Here is a 16,561-nt window from a genome sequence, read left to right as displayed (position 1 = left end):
TGATATTACAGGCGCTCGATAACCGCTTGTGTAAAGTCAGTCGTGCCGTGGTTACCGCCTAAGTCGCGAGTAGTACGGTCACCTGATTTGATCACATCAGCAACGGCGTTGCGGATTTTGTCTGCTGTCTCACCCATGTCAAGGTATTCAAGCATTTGAATAGACGCCAGGATCACAGACGTTGGGTTTGCCAGGTTTTTACCAGCGATATCTGGCGCACTGCCGTGTACTGCTTCGAAAATTGCCGCGTTTTCGCCGATGTTCGCACCAGGCGCCATGCCCAGACCACCTACCAGACCCGCACACAGATCAGAAATGATGTCACCAAACAGGTTAGTTGTTACAACAACGTCAAACTCTTCTGGCGTCATAACCAGTTTCATACACGTTGCGTCTACGATCATTTCCGCAGACTCGATGTCAGGGTAACGCTCGCCAACTTCACGTGCTACTTTAAGGAACAGGCCAGAAGTTGACTTCAGGATGTTCGCTTTGTGTACCGCAGTTACTTTCTTACGGCCTTCACGCTGTGCCAGATCGTATGCAAATGTTACGATCTTCTCTGCACCTTCACGCGTGATTTTAGACATAGCTTCTGCTTCGCTGCCATCTTCAGAGACAACCTGCCCCAGACCAGAGTACATGCCCTGAGTGTTTTCACGTACAGTGATGATATCGATATCGTCGTAACGCGCTTTAGTGCCTTCGAAAGATTTAACCGGACGCACGTTAGCGTACAGGCCGAAGTGCTTACGCAGTGTTACGTTGATAGATGTAAAGCCTTCGCCAACTGGAGTTGTAAGCGGGCCTTTCAGCGTGATTTTGTTGCGTTCAATGGCTTCTAACGTCTCAGGAGGCAGTAGCTCACCGGTTTTTTCCAGTGCTGCCAGTCCTGCGTCAACGTACTCGTAGTCGAATTCGCAGCCTGCTGCATTTAAAATTTCAATTGCCGAGTCGATGATGCTTGGACCGATGCCGTCGCCACGGATCACCGTGATAGTTTGCTTAGCCATTTATGTTTCCTTTATCAAAAGTAAATTCACATCTGAGAACAATTCTAACCAAGTGTAGTAGAGCTGTTCGGGTGATGTTGGATCGCTTGAAAATTTAAGCGCGTTTTATAGCAATTTATTCCTTTATATTCCAGTCAGGAATGGATAAATGCCATAAATATAGTGAATGCTCGGTATGCATTATATTTATCGTGTAAATATCACTCAATCAAATTATACAAACCAAGAGATTGCAGATGTGCCAGCAGCGCGTTAAGACTTTGCCAGTCATGGAGCTTAGCCTGATCATCCAGTACCTGTCGTTGCCAGGCGGAGGTTTGGAAGTTGGCGTCACTGATTTGTAAAGTCAGGATCTTTACTGCGGTAAAGGTCAGAGACAGGCCTTTGAGCTTTGATTTTCTGTACAACTCGGACTGTTCAAAAGCGCGGTGTGCGTCGCTATTGGCAAAGTGATTATGGAAGTAGTGCTTAAACGCCTCTTCATCAAATGCCACAAAACCATACAAGTTTGCCAGAGAAACAGGGTGAGGGTTATCTGCACACTCGCTTGTGTGCACAAAGCGTTTTATGTCTACGCTGTGATGTTTAAGCATAAAAGCGATGGCTGCACTGACCGGTGAAAGTATATGCTCATAGTGATGACCATAATTTTGCTGTACGAGCGCAGCCAGGACCTGGGCAAATAACTGGTATTTGTGCCAGATATCTTTGGCGAAAGGGTGCTTTAGTTGCACAATGAGCTGCTCAACCAACACGCGCTGACAAAGCAGTGCCGCAGCGTCCAGACCAACCATTGTCAGGCAGTGGCGTAAGTTGGCGCCTTTTTGCGCTTCCCGGTTGTAGAGTCTTGCAGCTTGCGATAAAGCCGTTTCAATTTCTCTAAATGGGGCGATGGTTTTTTCTATTGCTCTGAAGCTACTAAAATTTTCCCCGCCCAGTTGTTCGACTACATGCAGCGCTTCCGTCATTTGATCTGAAGTTGTTGCAAGGGGCTGGGGCGGGATACGCGACCAAACCCGATACAGCAGTTGTGCATCAGACACCCGGACTGCCTGGTAGCGTTGCGGGTGACGCCTTTGTGTTTTAATTAAACGGGTGATCTTACCTGACTCAATAATGGCCAGAATGGCATGCTTATCCTCTTCGCAAAGTAGCAGCGCCTGGTTACCTTGATGCTGTTGTACGGCGCCGGCCGGGTAGGCAGCTAGCTGACGAGCGACCAGTTGTAAGCTGGCCTGCACAAAAGTATGGGTATTGTTCAAATATAATTGTTTGATGACAGCGGGCAGGGAAGCGCGCTGATGCTTTTTCATCAAAGCATTGGCAATTTGGGTCGCGATGGCAACCAACAATGTAACATTGTCGTACAGTGGGGTGTTGCTCTTGCGACTGATGGACAATTCATAGCCACTGAGCCGGGCCAGGATCCGCGTTATCTGGGGCGACTTTAGCTGACCGGCATCAAGTACCTTAACTGCGAGCTGATGGCGCAGCTTGAGTTTTTGCGATTCTACCTTAGACAATGGCTTATCGGTTGCCTGCTTGTCATATTCGCGATTGGCGCACAGCACGCTTGCAAAGCCCGCGACTAACAGCTCATGGATCATCTGCTCAGTATAACCATGGGCATACCCAAGCATACATAGCACAACAGACTGCTTCACAAGCACATTGGTTGAGTGACGAAAGGGGACAGAGATAAAATGCAAATGTGCATGCAGGGCATTGGGAGCCTGTCGGTAAAGGCGGGTAAATTGCTCCGCCAGCTGAGACAGTGTTACGTCAATTTTAGGCCAGCTGCTTTTGTCATAGTATAGCGACAATACTGACTCAGACTGAGTCAGGAGTTTGTGTAGTTGTCTTGCTATATCCTCATTGACCGTCATTCAAAAGCCTTGTCATACGCCACAATTGCGCCTGCGCCCCAAAGCGTCAGCTTACCATTTTCAAACAGCAGGCCTGTGCACTCATCTTGCGTGGTGATCCCATCCGGTTTAACTAGCTGTGTTCTGTAAAACACGATTTGTACGACACGATCGCCCTCTGATTTGACATAGGTCAGGTCCGGACTGCCAAGCGTTTCCAGCACTTCATCCAGTTCGATTAGCATATCGGGTTTAAGTTTACTGATATAACGCTTGTTAAAGGCTTCCCTGTCTTGCCAGATCATCGCTTGCGGGTCATCCTTATAAAAATTAATGACCAGATAGACTATGACCCCATATACGGCAAGGCCGAGAAAAACGTATTGTAAAACCTTTTTAATCATTGAAATACACCAAATACTCCCGAAGCTAGCGTAACGGAAGCGCTGCAACACAACAAGCTATTTGCGCTCAATAACCCTGAGTTGACTTAAATTAAAGCCAAGATTGATGTCAGTTTGTAGCGAAACGAGTGTTTTACTTAAAATAAAGTTATCCAGGTCCTGTTCCAGTTTACGCCGCGTTGCGCTCGCAAGTGTTGTTGCATTGAGTGCATGCTCAACCTGACCAAATTCTGAGATTAACTCAATAGCGGTTTTCTTTCCGATGCCTTTTACGCCAGGAATATCATTGGTCTTATCCCCCATCAGTGCCCACAGCTCAGTCAAAGCATGGTAGGGAACTGAGAACTTCTCTTCAATCTCTCTGTGACCGGTGAAAGACTTCGAAAAGTAATTATAAATGTCGATGTTTTCACAGCACAGGGGTAAAAACCCTTTATCGGTCGACACAATGACCGAGTGAACCTGATTATTGCTGGCTTTGCTCGCCAAAGTCGCAATGACGTCATCTGCTTCATCCTGCTCCGGGAAAAACGCAGTGATACCGCATTCTTTAAATCCTTGTGCAATAAACGGCAGATTTTGTTTTAGCTGTTCAGGCATGGGTTTTCGGCTGTGTTTGTAATCAGCATAGTAATGATAGCGCCAGCTGCGTTCACCATCAAAAACGGCAATTGCATGACTGGGCTCGATGCGCCTGAGCAGCTTACTGCAGGCATTGTGGACTCGGGCTTTGCAAGATTGCATGATCTGCTGCTCACTCGCACCCTGATCGACATCAATTGCATAGATCCGACGGATCAGGTTCAGTGCATCAATAAGAAGTAATTTTGCCATGTAACTCTTTAGCGGTATGTCATAGAAGTTTAGTGTGTCGGGGTAAGGTTAACCCTTACCCAGCACAGGTTAAGATTTGATTTGATAGCAGGGAACGTAAGCGCTGCCCGGTAATTTCATTCTGCCTTGTGCGACAAAAGCGCGTAGCAGTTTGTCCATATCAGTCATTAGCGACGTGTCACCGCTCAGTATGTAAGGGCCTTGCTGTTTTATGGCTGCGATACCTTGCTCTTTTACATTACCGGCCACAATACCGGAAAATGCCCGGCGCAGATTGGCTGCCAGATTCTGTGTAGGTTGCGCCAGATGCAAATCTAGCTCTGCCATATTGTCGTGTGTGGGCTCAAATGGGTGCTGGAATTGCTCTTCAATTTTCAGCGTCCAGTTAAAGTAATAGGCATCGCCCTGCGTTTTACGATATTCACGTACCTGCTCCATGCCGTGGCTTAGCTTTTGCGCAACTAACTCTGGTTGATCAACCAGCACCTCAAATTTACTCAACGCTTCTTTGCCTAAGGTTTTTTCGACAAAGTCACAAAGTTCATCAAAGTAAGCCTTAGATGAGCCAGGGCCAGTCAGAATAACCGGCAACTGTTGTTTGGCGTTTTCGGGGTGCAACAGGATCCCAAGTAAATAAAGCAGCTCTTCGGCCGTGCCGGCACCGCCAGGGAAGATAATAATGGCATGTGCGCTTCTGACAAAGGCTTCGAGGCGCTTTTCAATATCAGGCAGGATCACCAGTTCATTGACAATTGGGTTTGGCGGCTCGGCCGCAATGATACTCGGCTCAGTCAGGCCGAGATAACGATTGCTGGTGATCCTTTGTTTGGCATGTCCTATGGTGGCGCCTTTCATCGGGCCCTTCATGGCGCCTGGTCCACAACCTGTGCAGATATTTAGACCGCGCAGTCCAAGCTGGTAGCCAACTTCCTTGGTATATTTGTATTCTTCTTCATTAATGGAATGGCCGCCCCAGCAGACCACCATATTTGGGTCTGTATTGACTTCGAGTGCGCCGGCATTGCGCAGCATATCGAAGACCATGTGAGTAATTTGTCTGGGGTCGGTGAGTTGTTCTTCGTAACGCTGGCAAATAAACAAGATGTCGCGGATCACAGAGAAGATATGTTCGTGTATCCCCGCGATAATTTTACCGTCTACAAACGCAGATTCTGGCGGGTTGGTCAGCTCTATTTTTATGCCGCGCTCACGTGCCAGGAGTTTAATATCAAAGTCCCGATATTTGTTGTAGATTTCGTAGCTTGAGTCGGTATGACTGCCTACATTAAGTACCGCTAAAACACAATTTCTGAACAGCCTGTATTTTTCAATGGTCGATGTCTGTTGCAGCAGATCAACTTCCAGTTTAGAGAGTAAATTAAGTACGCCTGTTGGGTTTAACTGGACATGCATAGGCAATCTCCTTGTTATTCACGCAAGCAAAGTTTGTCTCTGCCGCTGTTTTTAGCCTCGTATAGCGCTTCATCCGCACGGTCAAAGGCGGTGAGCTTGGAGTCGCCTTCTTTGAGTTGTGTCGCGCCTAACGAGATAGTGATCCGCACCTCTTTGTCTTTAAAGCGAAATGGGATCGATTTAACGGTTGCACGGATTTTTTCAAGCGGTGCATAGGCTGCTTCAATAGGCATGCCCGGCATTAGGATCACGAATTCCTCGCCGCCATAACGCGCTATAAAATCGGATTTACGAATAGACTTTTTCAGCGCCCGGGCAATCACCTGCAGTGTTTTATCGCCCGCACTGTGGCCATATTTGTCATTAATTGATTTAAAGTGGTCGACATCCACCACGACTAAAGTGACATCGTTGCCCTGGATTTCAAACAAATGAAACTCCTGGCTGTAGCGATCGTCAAAGGCAGAGCGGTTAGGCAGTTTCGTCAGGCCGTCGAGCAGGCTTTTGAATCTTTGTTCATTGAGCCGCTTTTTATAGGTGTTCACTTTGTTTTCGAGCACATTAATGCGGCTGTTGATGGTATCAAAGCTCTCAAGCAGGGCTTCTTTATCACGTCGCTCAATGTTTTCTCGCTCCACCAGATCTTTACTAATCTGCGCCAGTTCGTCATCGACCAACCCTTTAAGCTCAGAGATAGACGAAGCCTTTTGGGTGTTTTCTGTCAGTCGTTTAATTTTGGCCTCAATGCGCTCATTCAATGCATTGAGCTCTTTGTTGATAGACTTAGAGTGACTGGTGGTATCAACGATGGATTTGTGGAGCTCTTCAAGCGTTTGGTTTAGCGATACCAAAAAACCCTGAGCGGATTGTCTTTCCCGCGCAATGGATTTTGCAAAAATGCGAATAACGGCGATGGCATTGCCCAGCAATGAATCGATACTCGAGTCGGTAGAAATGCTGTGCTTGATGGCCGTGACCTCATCGGCCACGTCGTCCTCAAATACTAACTCGTTGGTCAGGCCCAGTAACTCAGTTGCCAGCTCCGGATCGTTTTGTTGCGCCTCGCTATCAATCTCGTACTTGGCATCAAACACTTGCAGATAGAACTGCAATAACTTATCCAATAAAGGCACGAACTCTGGGATAGCATCAATATCACCGAGTTCATGATCCAGTAAATGACGTAATTTACGGCGTGTATTTTCAGGCACACCGCGCAGCTTTTGGAGTTGTTTTCCGGCGCTTTGGATGTGGGTTACCAGATCGCGTTGATTTGCAGAATTAGTGCTATCAAGCTGCTTTAACTGAGCACTGGTATTTTCTATTAAAGGGGCAAGATGTTCAAAGTCCATGCCCTTTGCCAGTGCACTGCGATACTTTGCTAGCAGATTATCCAAAGACACATCCTGCCCTTTACAGCCAAGCGTAAGTTTAGCCGCAAACTCCGACAGGGTATCGACCTGCTGCTTTCTCGCTTCTTCCAGCGCCTTTCTTGCTTCAATCGCTTGTGATAGTTTTTTCTCTAATCGCGCAGTTTTATCAGTCACAGAAACCTAACATCTATTGTTTTAACCTACTCATTAGCAAGTCTACATCAAATTACTGATAAATGTGGAAGATTTTAGGCCGTGGATCCACCTATTTTGAGCGTTGACTCGTCGTGTTTGAAGCGCAGGGATCAGACTTTTTTGTTAGTTTAATCCCATATTTACATTTTTATCGAACCATTATGAAAAAAATCTGTTCTCTGCTCTTTGCATTGAGTGCTTTCCCAGCATTGTCGGACGTCGAGTATACCCTGAAAATAACCCAGCCAGAGCACCATCTGGGTGAAGTTGAAATTACCTTTCCTAAAAGTGCTCAGGCGCACTTGGACATTAAACTGGCCGACTGGCGAACAGGGCGCTATGAAATCCTTAATCTGGCGAACGGGATCCGCGCCTTTGATGCAAACGACGCCGAGGGCCGCGAGCTGACCTGGCACAAAATAGACAAAAGCACCTGGCGTGTTCATTTGGATAGCCCGACTGAGGTGACGGTTAATTACCAGGTTTACGCCAATGAGCTTGGCCTCAGGGCGAGGCATATTGATGATAGTCATGCTTTTGTTGATGCTTCTGGCTTTTTTATGTTCAGCGAGTCGTTTCGCAATGAACCTTTAACCGTTGAGATGCAAGTACCCGGGCAGTGGCGCTCTGTATCGGGAATGGACTTTGCTGGCAGCGAGCACCGCTTCAGTGCTGCAAATTTTGACGTGTTAGTCGATTCTCCCATCGAATCTGGCATAAACCAGCTTCATAAATTTCGTGTAGACGGACGGGATTATGAACTGGTTATCTGGGGAGAGGGCAATTACGACGTTGATTTGATGCTGAGCGACCTGAAAAAACTGGTCAAGACCGGCAGTCTCATCTGGCAGGGTTACCCTTATGAGCGGTATGTATTTATGGTGCATGCGACCAGTGGTGCCAGAGGCGCAACCGAGCATCTTAATTCGACGATTATCCAGCGTCACAGAGATGCTTTCGCCAAACGTGATGATTACATCGGGTTTATTGCTACCGCGGCACATGAATTTATCCATACCTGGAATGTAAAAAATTACCGGCCTGCCGGGTTAGTCCCTTACGATTATGTTAATCCTAACTACAGCGATTTACTTTGGCTGGCGGAAGGCTCGACCAGCTACCTTGAGGGTTTCCTGTTGTTAAGTGCCGGTATTATTACTCATGAGGAGTATTATCAAGGCCTGAGCAAACGCATTAATCGCCACCTAAAGACGCCGGGCAGAGAAATACAGAGTGTGGCACAAACCAGTTTTGATAAATGGATTAATCAGGGCGGCGACCATGGCAAAAATTTCAGTACTAATATTTATTCAGAAGGCGCTTTGGTGTCGATGATGCTGGACATTAAGCTGTTAGACGACAGTGATGGAAAGGTGAGTTACCGTGACGTACACGCTCTATTGGCAAAGCGTCATGCGTTGCCAAACTCGTTTAATAGCCAGGATGTGTTAGATATCCTAAAAGAGATCAGTGGTCAGGATTACACCCAGTGGTGGGCAAAGAACATTGATACGCCGTTTATTCTGGATGTGGATGCGTTGTTCGAAAAAGTGGGACTGACTTATCAATATCCTGCAGGCAGCGAGGTTATTGCCGGCTTTGACGGCCAGGCAAAATCAAACGGCGAGTTGCTGGAGTTAAGTCATGTGGCGCGCAACGGCAACGCCTGGCAGGCAGGATTAACAAGTGGCGATAAACTGGTTGCGTTTAACAAGCATCAGGTGAGAAACACACTGGACAAAACGATGGCACTGTTTGAGCCTGGGCAAAAGGTGGTTGTTGACTTTATTCGTCGCGATAAACTGATGTCCACAGAAATGACACTCAGCGAAGTACAATCAAAACCAAAACAGGTCACAGCACTGTCGCAGCCTACGCAGCGTCAGCAGATCTTGTATCGCGCCTGGATGGGAGTAGCGCATCCTAATGCGGGGCAAACAAGCCAATAAGCACGACACAAAAAAGGGAGCCGAGGCTCCCTTTTTTAAATCGATTAAATTACATAATTCTCGAGAAGAAGCGTGACTTCTTCGTGCTGGAGCGGTTGCGACGCATAGAAGAGCGGATCTGAGAGCGCGTGCCAGCCAACCAGCTTTCTCGGTCAACTTTTGCGGCATCACCACGGCGCGCTTCTTCAGTTGCGCGGAAACCACAGAACTGACGATAAGCACTTAAATCCAGCGACAATTCCTGCAACACCAGCTCAATCATGATGGCATCATCAATGTAACCCAGCACAGGCACATTGTCTGGCACTATATCTTCAGGCTCACTGAAATAGGCCAAAGACAGCATGATTTCGCGCTTTTCATCTTCAGGCATTTGCCATTCTTCGTCCTGTACTGCATCAATCAGTGCGGCAAGTGACATCATGCGCGTGCGCACGAACTCAGGTAAGTTAGACTTTTCCATGTTGTTGACCAGCTCTTTGGCCTTGCTGATGATTTCGTCGTCGCTCAAACCCTGGCTTTTTTCGATAGTCGCATTCATCATGCTACGAAAATGCGCTAGATCGGCATCGGATAATTCAAAGTTGATTTCAATTGACACTGGATTCTCCCTGAGGATTTTAATTTTTTATTTTGATGTCTGAAGTTAGGTGGTTATTGATAAGTTGTCAAACCCACCTTAACTGCTAACAACACTATGCCACTTTAGGTACTAATAATTAAGAGCGGATCAAAGATTTATTAAAGAATGGGGCGTGTTTGTTGTCAATTTAGACAAAAGTTGGGCAGATGGTAGACACCTGCCTGTGATGCTGCTATTGGGAAATTTCCAATGAGATAACCCAAGGCGTTTTTCGATCCAGACTCGTCCCCTGACTAAGGGTAATTTTTGCATCTATAGCGCTACTGGTATAAAGCAGGGAATGGGTTTTTATTTGGCTATGTTGCCATGAAGATCCCAGGCAGGCATTTAATTGCTGTTCGACGTTGTTAAACAGCGCCGTCGCGTCAGCTTCGTTACTGAGCGATTTTGTACATTCGTAGGCGACACGCCCGCTGTTGTACTGGTTGATCTGGCAACTGTTGGCTATCAAGTGGGCCTTTGGTTGCCATGCGCTCATCAGTGGTGAGCTGACTTCGCTGCCTTTAAGTTGGGCAAAGTCATCCTGAGTTCCGCGTGTCAGGGCAAGTACTTTGTCACAGTCACTCATTGTGTCGACGTGGTTTTGTACGTCGGCAGGCAATTGTTGGCATGCGGTGAGTGATAGCAGCGCAATAGGGAGAATAAACTGGCGATGATTCATGGCTATGTCCTTCATCTTAATTGTGGAGCCAGTCGAGCCTGAAATGACTCAACTGGCCTGAGCATAGCATGAAGCAGGCTGAGTTCGCAGAAAACTCAGCGTTATTTATGACGTTCGCTCAGTGTTTCTACAACTTGCTCAAGGGATAAACCACTGCGTTGCAGCAATACAATCAAGTGGTAGAGCAGATCTGCAGATTCGTTGCGCAATTCCAGTTGGTCTTGCTTCATGGCGGCCAGTGCCACTTCAACCCCTTCTTCACCAACTTTTTGGCAGCTGCGGCTGAGATCTTTGGCAAACAAAGAGGCCGTGTAACTTTGTTCTGGATCGGCGTCTTTACGCTCGCAAATGACGCGCTCCAGCTCAGACAAGAAGCTAATTGCCGGACGCGCGTCGGCAAAACAACTTTGTGTGCCAAGGTGACAGGTTGGTCCGGCAGGGTTTGCAAGCAGCAGCAGGCTGTCGCGATCGCAATCTGTGTAAGCTGAAACCAGCTTTAACACATTGCCTGACTCTTCACCTTTGGTCCACAGCCGCTGTTTCGAGCGTGAGTAGAAGGTGACCAGGCCTTTTTCAAAGGTTGCGTTGAGTGCAGCCTGATCCATAAAGCCCTGCATCAGGATAACGCCGCTTTGTGCGTCCTGAACGATGGCGGGGATCAGCGCCATTTTATCAAAATCTAGAGTTGTGAGGTTGTCCGGAGTGAGTATCATAATCTGCAAGGCACCTTGTTAGCCGCTAAATATTGTTTAAGCGCATCAATTTCAATGAGTTGTTTGTGAAAAACGCTGGCTGCCAGCGCGCCGTCGACATCGGCTTGCTGAAAAACATCAACAAAGTCCTGCATAACGCCCGCGCCGCCAGAGGCAATCAGTGGTACGTCACATTGTTTGCGAATGTTGCTCAGCTGTTCAATGTCATAGCCTTTTCGTACGCCATCCTGGTTCATGCAGTTGAGGACAATTTCCCCGGCTCCAAGTTCCTGAACACGCTGTACCCATTCACTGGCTTTATAGCGTGTCTGGCTGGCGCTGTTAGGGTCGCCGGTTAACTGGTACACCAGATATTCGCCGGTGTTGGCATCAAAAAAGCTGTCTATACCAACGACCACGCATTGTTTGCCAAATTCATCGTGCAGCTCTTTAATGAGTTCGGGCCGCGCGATTGCCGGGCTGTTAATGGAAATTTTATCCGCACCTTGTTCCAAGACTTTTGCGGCATCTGCCACCGACTTAATGCCACCAGCGACGCAAAAAGGAATATCGATATGGCGGGCTATGTCCCTGACCCAGTTAACATCCAGCAAGCGTTTCTCAACGCTGGCACTGATCTCATAGAACACCAGTTCGTCAGCTCCGGCCTGACTGTAAAGCGCGGCAAGCTCAAGGATCTCGCCAACGATTTCGTGTTGTTTAAACTTAACGCCTTTAACAACCTGACCATTTTTGACATCGAGGCAGGGGATTATGCGCTTTGATAACATGCGATTGCCTCCTCAACAGTAAATGCGCCATCCAATAACGACTTACCCAGAATAATTCCACTTACGCCCAGTTCAATCAACTGACGAATATCATCTAAACTGCTGACCCCACCCGAAGCCTGAACTCGCACGCCTGGACTGTGCGCGACGATTTCCTGATAGAGTGCAAAAGAGGGGCCTGTCATAGTGCCATCTTTACTGATGTCCGTGCATAAGAAATCATACACGCCCAGCGCCAGGTAAAAATCAATGAGTTCAAACAGGCTTAACTGAGACTCCTCGAGCCAGCCATGGGTGGCAACTGCCCAGCCCGATGCGCTGCGTTTTACATCCAGTGCGATGACAAAGCGCTCGGCACCAAATTCTTCAATCCATGCGGCGACTTCTTCTTTGCTATCTACGGCCATGGAACCAATCACAACTTGTTGTGCACCCGCTTTAAGCCATTGCTTCACGTCTTCATAACGACGGATCCCGCCGCCGACCTGATAAGGGGCCGTCAGTTCAGCAGTGGCTTGCTGGATCTGTTGCCATTGTTTCTTTTTTGGGTCGCGCGCGCCTTCCAGGTCAACCAGGTGTAATTTAGCGGCGCCCGCATCCTGATACGATTTTAAGCGACTTGCCAGTTCGAAGGGGTAGAACTGCGCGGTGTCATACTTGCCCTGATACAGGCGTACAATCTGGTTTTGTAATACATCTAATGCAGGAATGATCATTATCTTGTCCTTATAATTGCCAGTTCAGGAAGTTATTCAGTAATGTTGCACCGACTTTGGCGCTTTTCTCCGGGTGAAACTGCATACCGGCATAATTGTCTTTGGCAACCACGGCAGAGAAACGTGTGCCATATTCGCTTTCGACCAGTGTGTTGGCATTGCTGGCGTGGGCAAAACTATGGACAAAATACACCTGATCGTCTGGGTTAAGCCCTTGGGTCAGGGGATGTGCATTGCACACAGACAAGGTATTCCAGCCCATGTGCGGACTGGTTAACTGACCGGTTTCAAGGTAGCTGACTTTGCCGGGAATTTGGCCCAGACACTGAACGTTCCCTTCTTCGGTTTCGTCGCACAGCAGCTGCATGCCAAGACAAATGCCCATGAGCGGATTCTGATACTCAGCGATGGCGGTGTCCCAACCCTGGTCGCGCAGGCGTTTCATTGCCACAGAGGCGTGTCCGACGCCAGGTAACACCGCTCTGTCAAATTGCTTTAGCTGTGCCGGGTCGCGGATCACTTCCGGATTCACACCCAGACGTTCAAAAGCAAAGCGTACCGAGTTGATATTGGCACAGCCCGTGTTAATGATGGCAATCATAAGCACCCCTTAGAGCTTGCGGTTTGCTGGCTGGCATCTTTGGCGATGGCCATACGCAGCGCTCGCGCAAAGACTTTAAACAAGCCTTCCACCTGGTGGTGGCAGTTACCTTCGCTTACCGACAGGATCAGACTGATGTTGGCGTTATCTGCCAGCGACTTAAAGAAGTGCTCAACCATTTGCACATCCAGGTCACCCACTTTTTCACGACTAAAGTCAGCGTTCAGCACAAATGATGCCCGGCCAGATAAGTCCAGCTGACACTCAGCTTTGCATTCATCCATTGGCAGAGCAAAGCCATAACGGGCGATCTGTGACTTAGTACCGAGCGCCTGTTTCAGTGCCTGGCCAAGGGCAATGCCAATATCTTCTACCAGGTGGTGCTCATCAATGTGCAGGTCGCCGCTGGCTTCTATCGTCAGGCCGATGTTTGCGTGAGTGCGAATTTGATCCAGCATGTGGTCAAAAAAGCCAAGGCCTGTGCTGATAGACCCGACGCTATTTTGGTCCAGGTTAAGTGCCAGATTGATTTGCGTTTCTTTGGTATTACGTTGTACTGATGCCTGACGGTTTTGGGTCGTCAGCCGGGTGACAATTTCTGGCCAGTTATCGTCATAAAGGATACCTTCAATACACAGATTGTTAGCCAGTTCGACATCAGTTTGTCTGTCACCAATCACATAGGAGTTTGCAAGATCAACTTTGCCCGAGCGCATCAGGTTGGTCAGCAAACCCGTTTTAGGTTTTCGGCACTGACAGTTGTCTTCGTCAAAGTGTGGGCAAATCAACACCTCTTCAAAACGGATCCCCTGACTGGTAAAAATCGCCATCATTTGATTGTGGGGCAGGGCGAAGTCTTCCTCTGGAAAGCTATCGGTGCCCAGCCCGTCCTGATTTGAGACCATGACCAGCTTGTAGCCGGCGGCTTGCAGCGACAGTAAAGCCGGGATCACGTTGGGCAGCAAGGCCAGTTTTTCCAGGCTGTCTACCTGTTTGTCCGAAATGGGTTCTTCAATTAATGTGCCATCCCGGTCGATGAATAAATAAGGTGTGCTCATTGTTATTGTTCTGCCTGTGGTTGTGTCAGCCAGCGTCTGACTTGTTCTAATTCCTGCTCGCTACCAATTGAAATGCGTAACCAATTATCTTCACCGAAGAGGGTAAAGGGACGCATGATAAGACCTGATTGCATCGCCTGTTTAATATCGTTTACCTGTCGTACCTGGACTGTAATAAAGTTGCCTTCGCCAATCATGACTTTGGCAATTTTTTCCGATCCTCCAAGTACCTCAGTGAGCTTTTCTTTTGCTTTATTGAGAATACTGACCTGACGACGCATCTGGGTAATGGCATCCGGAGTCAGTGCTTCCTGTGCTATTTGCGCCACTACAGCAGACACCGGATAGGGGGCGATAACCTTGCGGATTGGTGCAAGCACGTCGGGCGAAGCCAGGGTAAACCCGGTTCTGAGCCCGGCCAGGGCAAAAGCTTTTGACAAGGTTCGCAGTACTACCAGGTTATCGAAATCCGATAACAGGCTCGCTGCGGTGAGTTGTTCACAAAACTCAATATAAGCTTCATCGACAACGACCAGTGCCTTGCCTTTGAGGGCCGCTGCAAATGCAGCAATTTTATCTGTACTTACTGTTGCGCCGGTTGGGTTATTGGGATTACAGATAAATACCAGCTTGGCGTTGCCAACAGCGTCTGCTATTTCTGCGGCGCTGCCTTGTTGTAACAGGCTCTGCTCAAGTGCTGTGATCCCGACATTGTGGGTATCTGCCGTTACTTTATACATGCCGTACGTGGGCAGGAATAAAGCAATCTTGTCTTGTCCAGGTGTACAATAAGTACGCACTAACAGCTCGATGCCTTCATCAGCGCCACGTGTCATCAACACCTGCTCTGGGCTAAGGCCCGCATAGCTTGCGTAAGCGTTGATCACCGCTTCGGGTTGTGGGTCCGGATAGCGGTTAAGTGCTTCAAAGTTGAGGCTCACGCTTCGTGAATAAGGGCTTTCATTGGCATTAAGCCAGGTTGTGCCGGTGAGCTTTTCGCTCTTAGCTGAACTATAAGCGCTCAGTGAGGCGATATTTTCAGGTAATTGAATTTGACTCATGCGTTATTCTCCAGCCTTATTTTGACAGCATTGGCGTGGGCATCCAGGCCTTCCGCCTCAGCCAGGGGTAAAATAGCCTTGCTTAGCAACTGTAAACCCCCTTTACTGATTGTCTGTTGCGTGTAAGTGCGATAAAAGTCGAGCAGATTGAGGCTCGAATAGCAGCGGCTGTAACCATAAGTTGGCAATACATGGTTAGTACCCGACGCGTAATCACCCGCTGACTCAGGCGTGTAGTCACCAACAAACACAGAGCCGGCATTTTTAACTAAAGGCAGATAGGGCTCTGGTTCACCGAGCTGTAATATCAGGTGCTCAGGTCCATACTCGGCGCTAACCGCAAATGCTTGTTCAATATCTTCGACCAGAATAAGCGTACTATTTTCAAGCGCTTGTTTGGCGATGTCTGCGCGGCTTAGGTGCAACAACTGACGGTCCAGCTCGCCCTGGACCTCTTTAATAAGCTGTTTGCTGTTACTGAGCAGCAGTACCTGAGAGTCGGGGCCATGTTCGGCTTGCGATAGCAGATCAGCTGCAACGTAAGCCGGATTAGTGCGTTCATCAGCAATGACCAATACTTCTGAAGGTCCTGCGGGCATATCAATGGCAAATCCTGGCAGCGATTGCGACAATAGTTGTTTGGCCATAGTCACAAAGGCATTTCCCGGTCCAAATACTTTGTCTACTTTAGGCACGCTTTGGGTACCCAGTGCCATCGCAGCAATTGCACCGGCGCCACCGCTTTCAACAATTGTGGTAATGCCGCACTTTTTCGCTGCATATAAGATGGCGGGATCGATACCTTGCTCGCCGTTTACCGGGGTACACAATACAATTGTTTGTGCCCCTGCCAGTTGCGCACAGACCCCTTGCATCAATACAGAGGAGGGCAGTGGAGCACTGCCTCCCGGAACGTACAGACCAACCGCTTCAATGGCTTGATACTTAAGTTCGCACATAACACCAGGTTGTGTTTCGAGACGTTTTTCTACAGGCACTTGTAGTGCGTGAAAAGCGCGAATATTACTGTAAGCCTGGTCGATGGCCTGTTTAAGTTCCGCTGAAATAACGCCTTCACTGGCCTGAATTTCTTCAGCGGATACCAGTAACCGAGGCTGAGCACGTTTGTCGAACTTACGGGCATATTCCAGCAGTGCTTCATCACCGTTTAGCTCGACTTCTGCAATGATTTTTGCAACCACTTTTTCCAGCTCATCACTGATAGTTACGGCCGGGCGTTCAAGTGTTGCCTTTTGTTGAGCCCGGTCCGCCTCATTCCAGATAAACATGCG

16 protein-coding genes are annotated in these 16,561 nt (G+C 48.3%); 1 reads left to right on the top strand and 15 read right to left on the bottom strand.

All coding sequences use genetic code 11. The features are described 5' to 3' along the window. Positions 1 to 5: 5 nt before the first annotated feature. The 6 genes from TW77_RS12155 to TW77_RS12130 all read right to left on the bottom strand — a co-directional run bounded on the left by TW77_RS12155 (position 6) and on the right by TW77_RS12130 (position 7,076). Positions 6 to 1,013, bottom strand: coding sequence for an isocitrate dehydrogenase (locus tag TW77_RS12155; protein ID WP_046005246.1), 1,008 nt, complete (start codon positions 1,011 to 1,013; stop codon positions 6 to 8). 200 nt (positions 1,014 to 1,213) lie between these two features. Further along, the gene (locus TW77_RS12150; RefSeq protein WP_046005245.1) at positions 1,214 to 2,899 is read right to left on the bottom strand and encodes a hypothetical protein; all 1,686 of its coding nucleotides are present in this window, start codon (positions 2,897 to 2,899) and stop codon (positions 1,214 to 1,216) included. Further along, a complete protein-coding gene (locus TW77_RS12145; RefSeq protein WP_046005244.1) occupies positions 2,896 to 3,282 on the bottom strand; it encodes a DUF3192 domain-containing protein in 387 nt (128 codons plus the stop codon). The genes TW77_RS12150 and TW77_RS12145 overlap by 4 nt, the downstream gene beginning before the upstream one ends. A 57-nt stretch (positions 3,283 to 3,339) precedes the next feature. After that, positions 3,340 to 4,116 (bottom strand): flap endonuclease Xni, encoded by a 777-nt coding sequence (xni, locus tag TW77_RS12140; RefSeq protein ID WP_046005243.1) that lies wholly within the window; start codon positions 4,114 to 4,116, stop codon positions 3,340 to 3,342. 69 nt (positions 4,117 to 4,185) lie between these two features. Then, positions 4,186 to 5,529 carry a nucleotide 5'-monophosphate nucleosidase PpnN gene (gene ppnN / locus TW77_RS12135; RefSeq protein ID WP_046005242.1) on the bottom strand — a complete coding sequence of 448 codons (1,344 nt, stop codon included), beginning with the start codon at positions 5,527 to 5,529 and terminating at the stop codon, positions 4,186 to 4,188. A gap of 14 nt (positions 5,530 to 5,543) precedes the next feature. Continuing rightward, positions 5,544 to 7,076 carry a GGDEF domain-containing protein gene (locus tag TW77_RS12130; RefSeq protein WP_046005241.1) on the bottom strand — a complete coding sequence of 511 codons (1,533 nt, stop codon included), beginning with the start codon at positions 7,074 to 7,076 and terminating at the stop codon, positions 5,544 to 5,546. Positions 7,077 to 7,258: 182 nt separating this feature from the next. Here TW77_RS12130 and TW77_RS12125 point away from each other — a divergent pair, with 182 nt between their 5' ends. Further along, positions 7,259 to 9,046: a M61 family metallopeptidase gene (locus tag TW77_RS12125; protein WP_046005240.1), complete on the top strand. Its 1,788-nt coding sequence runs from the start codon at positions 7,259 to 7,261 to the stop codon at positions 9,044 to 9,046. Between the two features lie 49 nt (positions 9,047 to 9,095). Here the strand turns inward: TW77_RS12125 and TW77_RS12120 are convergent, their stop codons facing one another. From TW77_RS12120 to hisD, 9 genes are all read right to left on the bottom strand, one after another. After that, complete coding sequence (locus TW77_RS12120) at positions 9,096 to 9,647, bottom strand: YkvA family protein (protein WP_046005239.1); 552 nt, start codon at positions 9,645 to 9,647, stop codon at positions 9,096 to 9,098. 214 nt (positions 9,648 to 9,861) lie between these two features. Beyond that, positions 9,862 to 10,350: a hypothetical protein gene (locus tag TW77_RS12115; protein WP_046005238.1), complete on the bottom strand. Its 489-nt coding sequence runs from the start codon at positions 10,348 to 10,350 to the stop codon at positions 9,862 to 9,864. A 101-nt stretch (positions 10,351 to 10,451) separates the two neighbouring features. Then, the gene (hisIE, locus tag TW77_RS12110) at positions 10,452 to 11,063 is read right to left on the bottom strand and encodes a bifunctional phosphoribosyl-AMP cyclohydrolase/phosphoribosyl-ATP diphosphatase HisIE (RefSeq protein ID WP_046005237.1); all 612 of its coding nucleotides are present in this window, start codon (positions 11,061 to 11,063) and stop codon (positions 10,452 to 10,454) included. Continuing rightward, positions 11,060 to 11,833 carry an imidazole glycerol phosphate synthase subunit HisF gene (gene hisF / locus TW77_RS12105; RefSeq protein ID WP_046005236.1) on the bottom strand — a complete coding sequence of 258 codons (774 nt, stop codon included), beginning with the start codon at positions 11,831 to 11,833 and terminating at the stop codon, positions 11,060 to 11,062. The genes hisIE and hisF overlap by 4 nt, the downstream gene beginning before the upstream one ends. Beyond that, complete coding sequence (hisA, locus tag TW77_RS12100) at positions 11,815 to 12,549, bottom strand: 1-(5-phosphoribosyl)-5-[(5-phosphoribosylamino)methylideneamino]imidazole-4-carboxamide isomerase (protein WP_046005235.1); 735 nt, start codon at positions 12,547 to 12,549, stop codon at positions 11,815 to 11,817. Before hisA ends, hisF begins: the two co-directional genes overlap by 19 nt. Positions 12,550 to 12,559: 10 nt before the next feature. Then, complete coding sequence (gene hisH, locus TW77_RS12095) at positions 12,560 to 13,150, bottom strand: imidazole glycerol phosphate synthase subunit HisH (RefSeq protein WP_046005234.1); 591 nt, start codon at positions 13,148 to 13,150, stop codon at positions 12,560 to 12,562. Continuing rightward, positions 13,147 to 14,208, bottom strand: a complete 1,062-nt coding sequence (hisB, locus tag TW77_RS12090; RefSeq protein ID WP_046005233.1) for a bifunctional histidinol-phosphatase/imidazoleglycerol-phosphate dehydratase HisB — start codon at positions 14,206 to 14,208, stop codon at positions 13,147 to 13,149. The genes hisH and hisB overlap by 4 nt, the downstream gene beginning before the upstream one ends. A gap of 2 nt (positions 14,209 to 14,210) precedes the next feature. Then, the gene (gene hisC / locus TW77_RS12085; protein ID WP_046005232.1) at positions 14,211 to 15,269 is read right to left on the bottom strand and encodes a histidinol-phosphate transaminase; all 1,059 of its coding nucleotides are present in this window, start codon (positions 15,267 to 15,269) and stop codon (positions 14,211 to 14,213) included. After that, positions 15,266 to 16,558, bottom strand: coding sequence for a histidinol dehydrogenase (gene hisD / locus TW77_RS12080; RefSeq protein ID WP_046005231.1), 1,293 nt, complete (start codon positions 16,556 to 16,558; stop codon positions 15,266 to 15,268). Before hisD ends, hisC begins: the two co-directional genes overlap by 4 nt. Between the last annotated feature and the right edge of the window lie 3 nt (positions 16,559 to 16,561).

The organism is Pseudoalteromonas rubra, from assembly GCF_000967655.1.
GTDB classification, from domain to species: domain Bacteria; phylum Pseudomonadota; class Gammaproteobacteria; order Enterobacterales; family Alteromonadaceae; genus Pseudoalteromonas; species Pseudoalteromonas rubra_A.
This window is presented reverse-complemented; position numbering and strand designations above follow the sequence as displayed.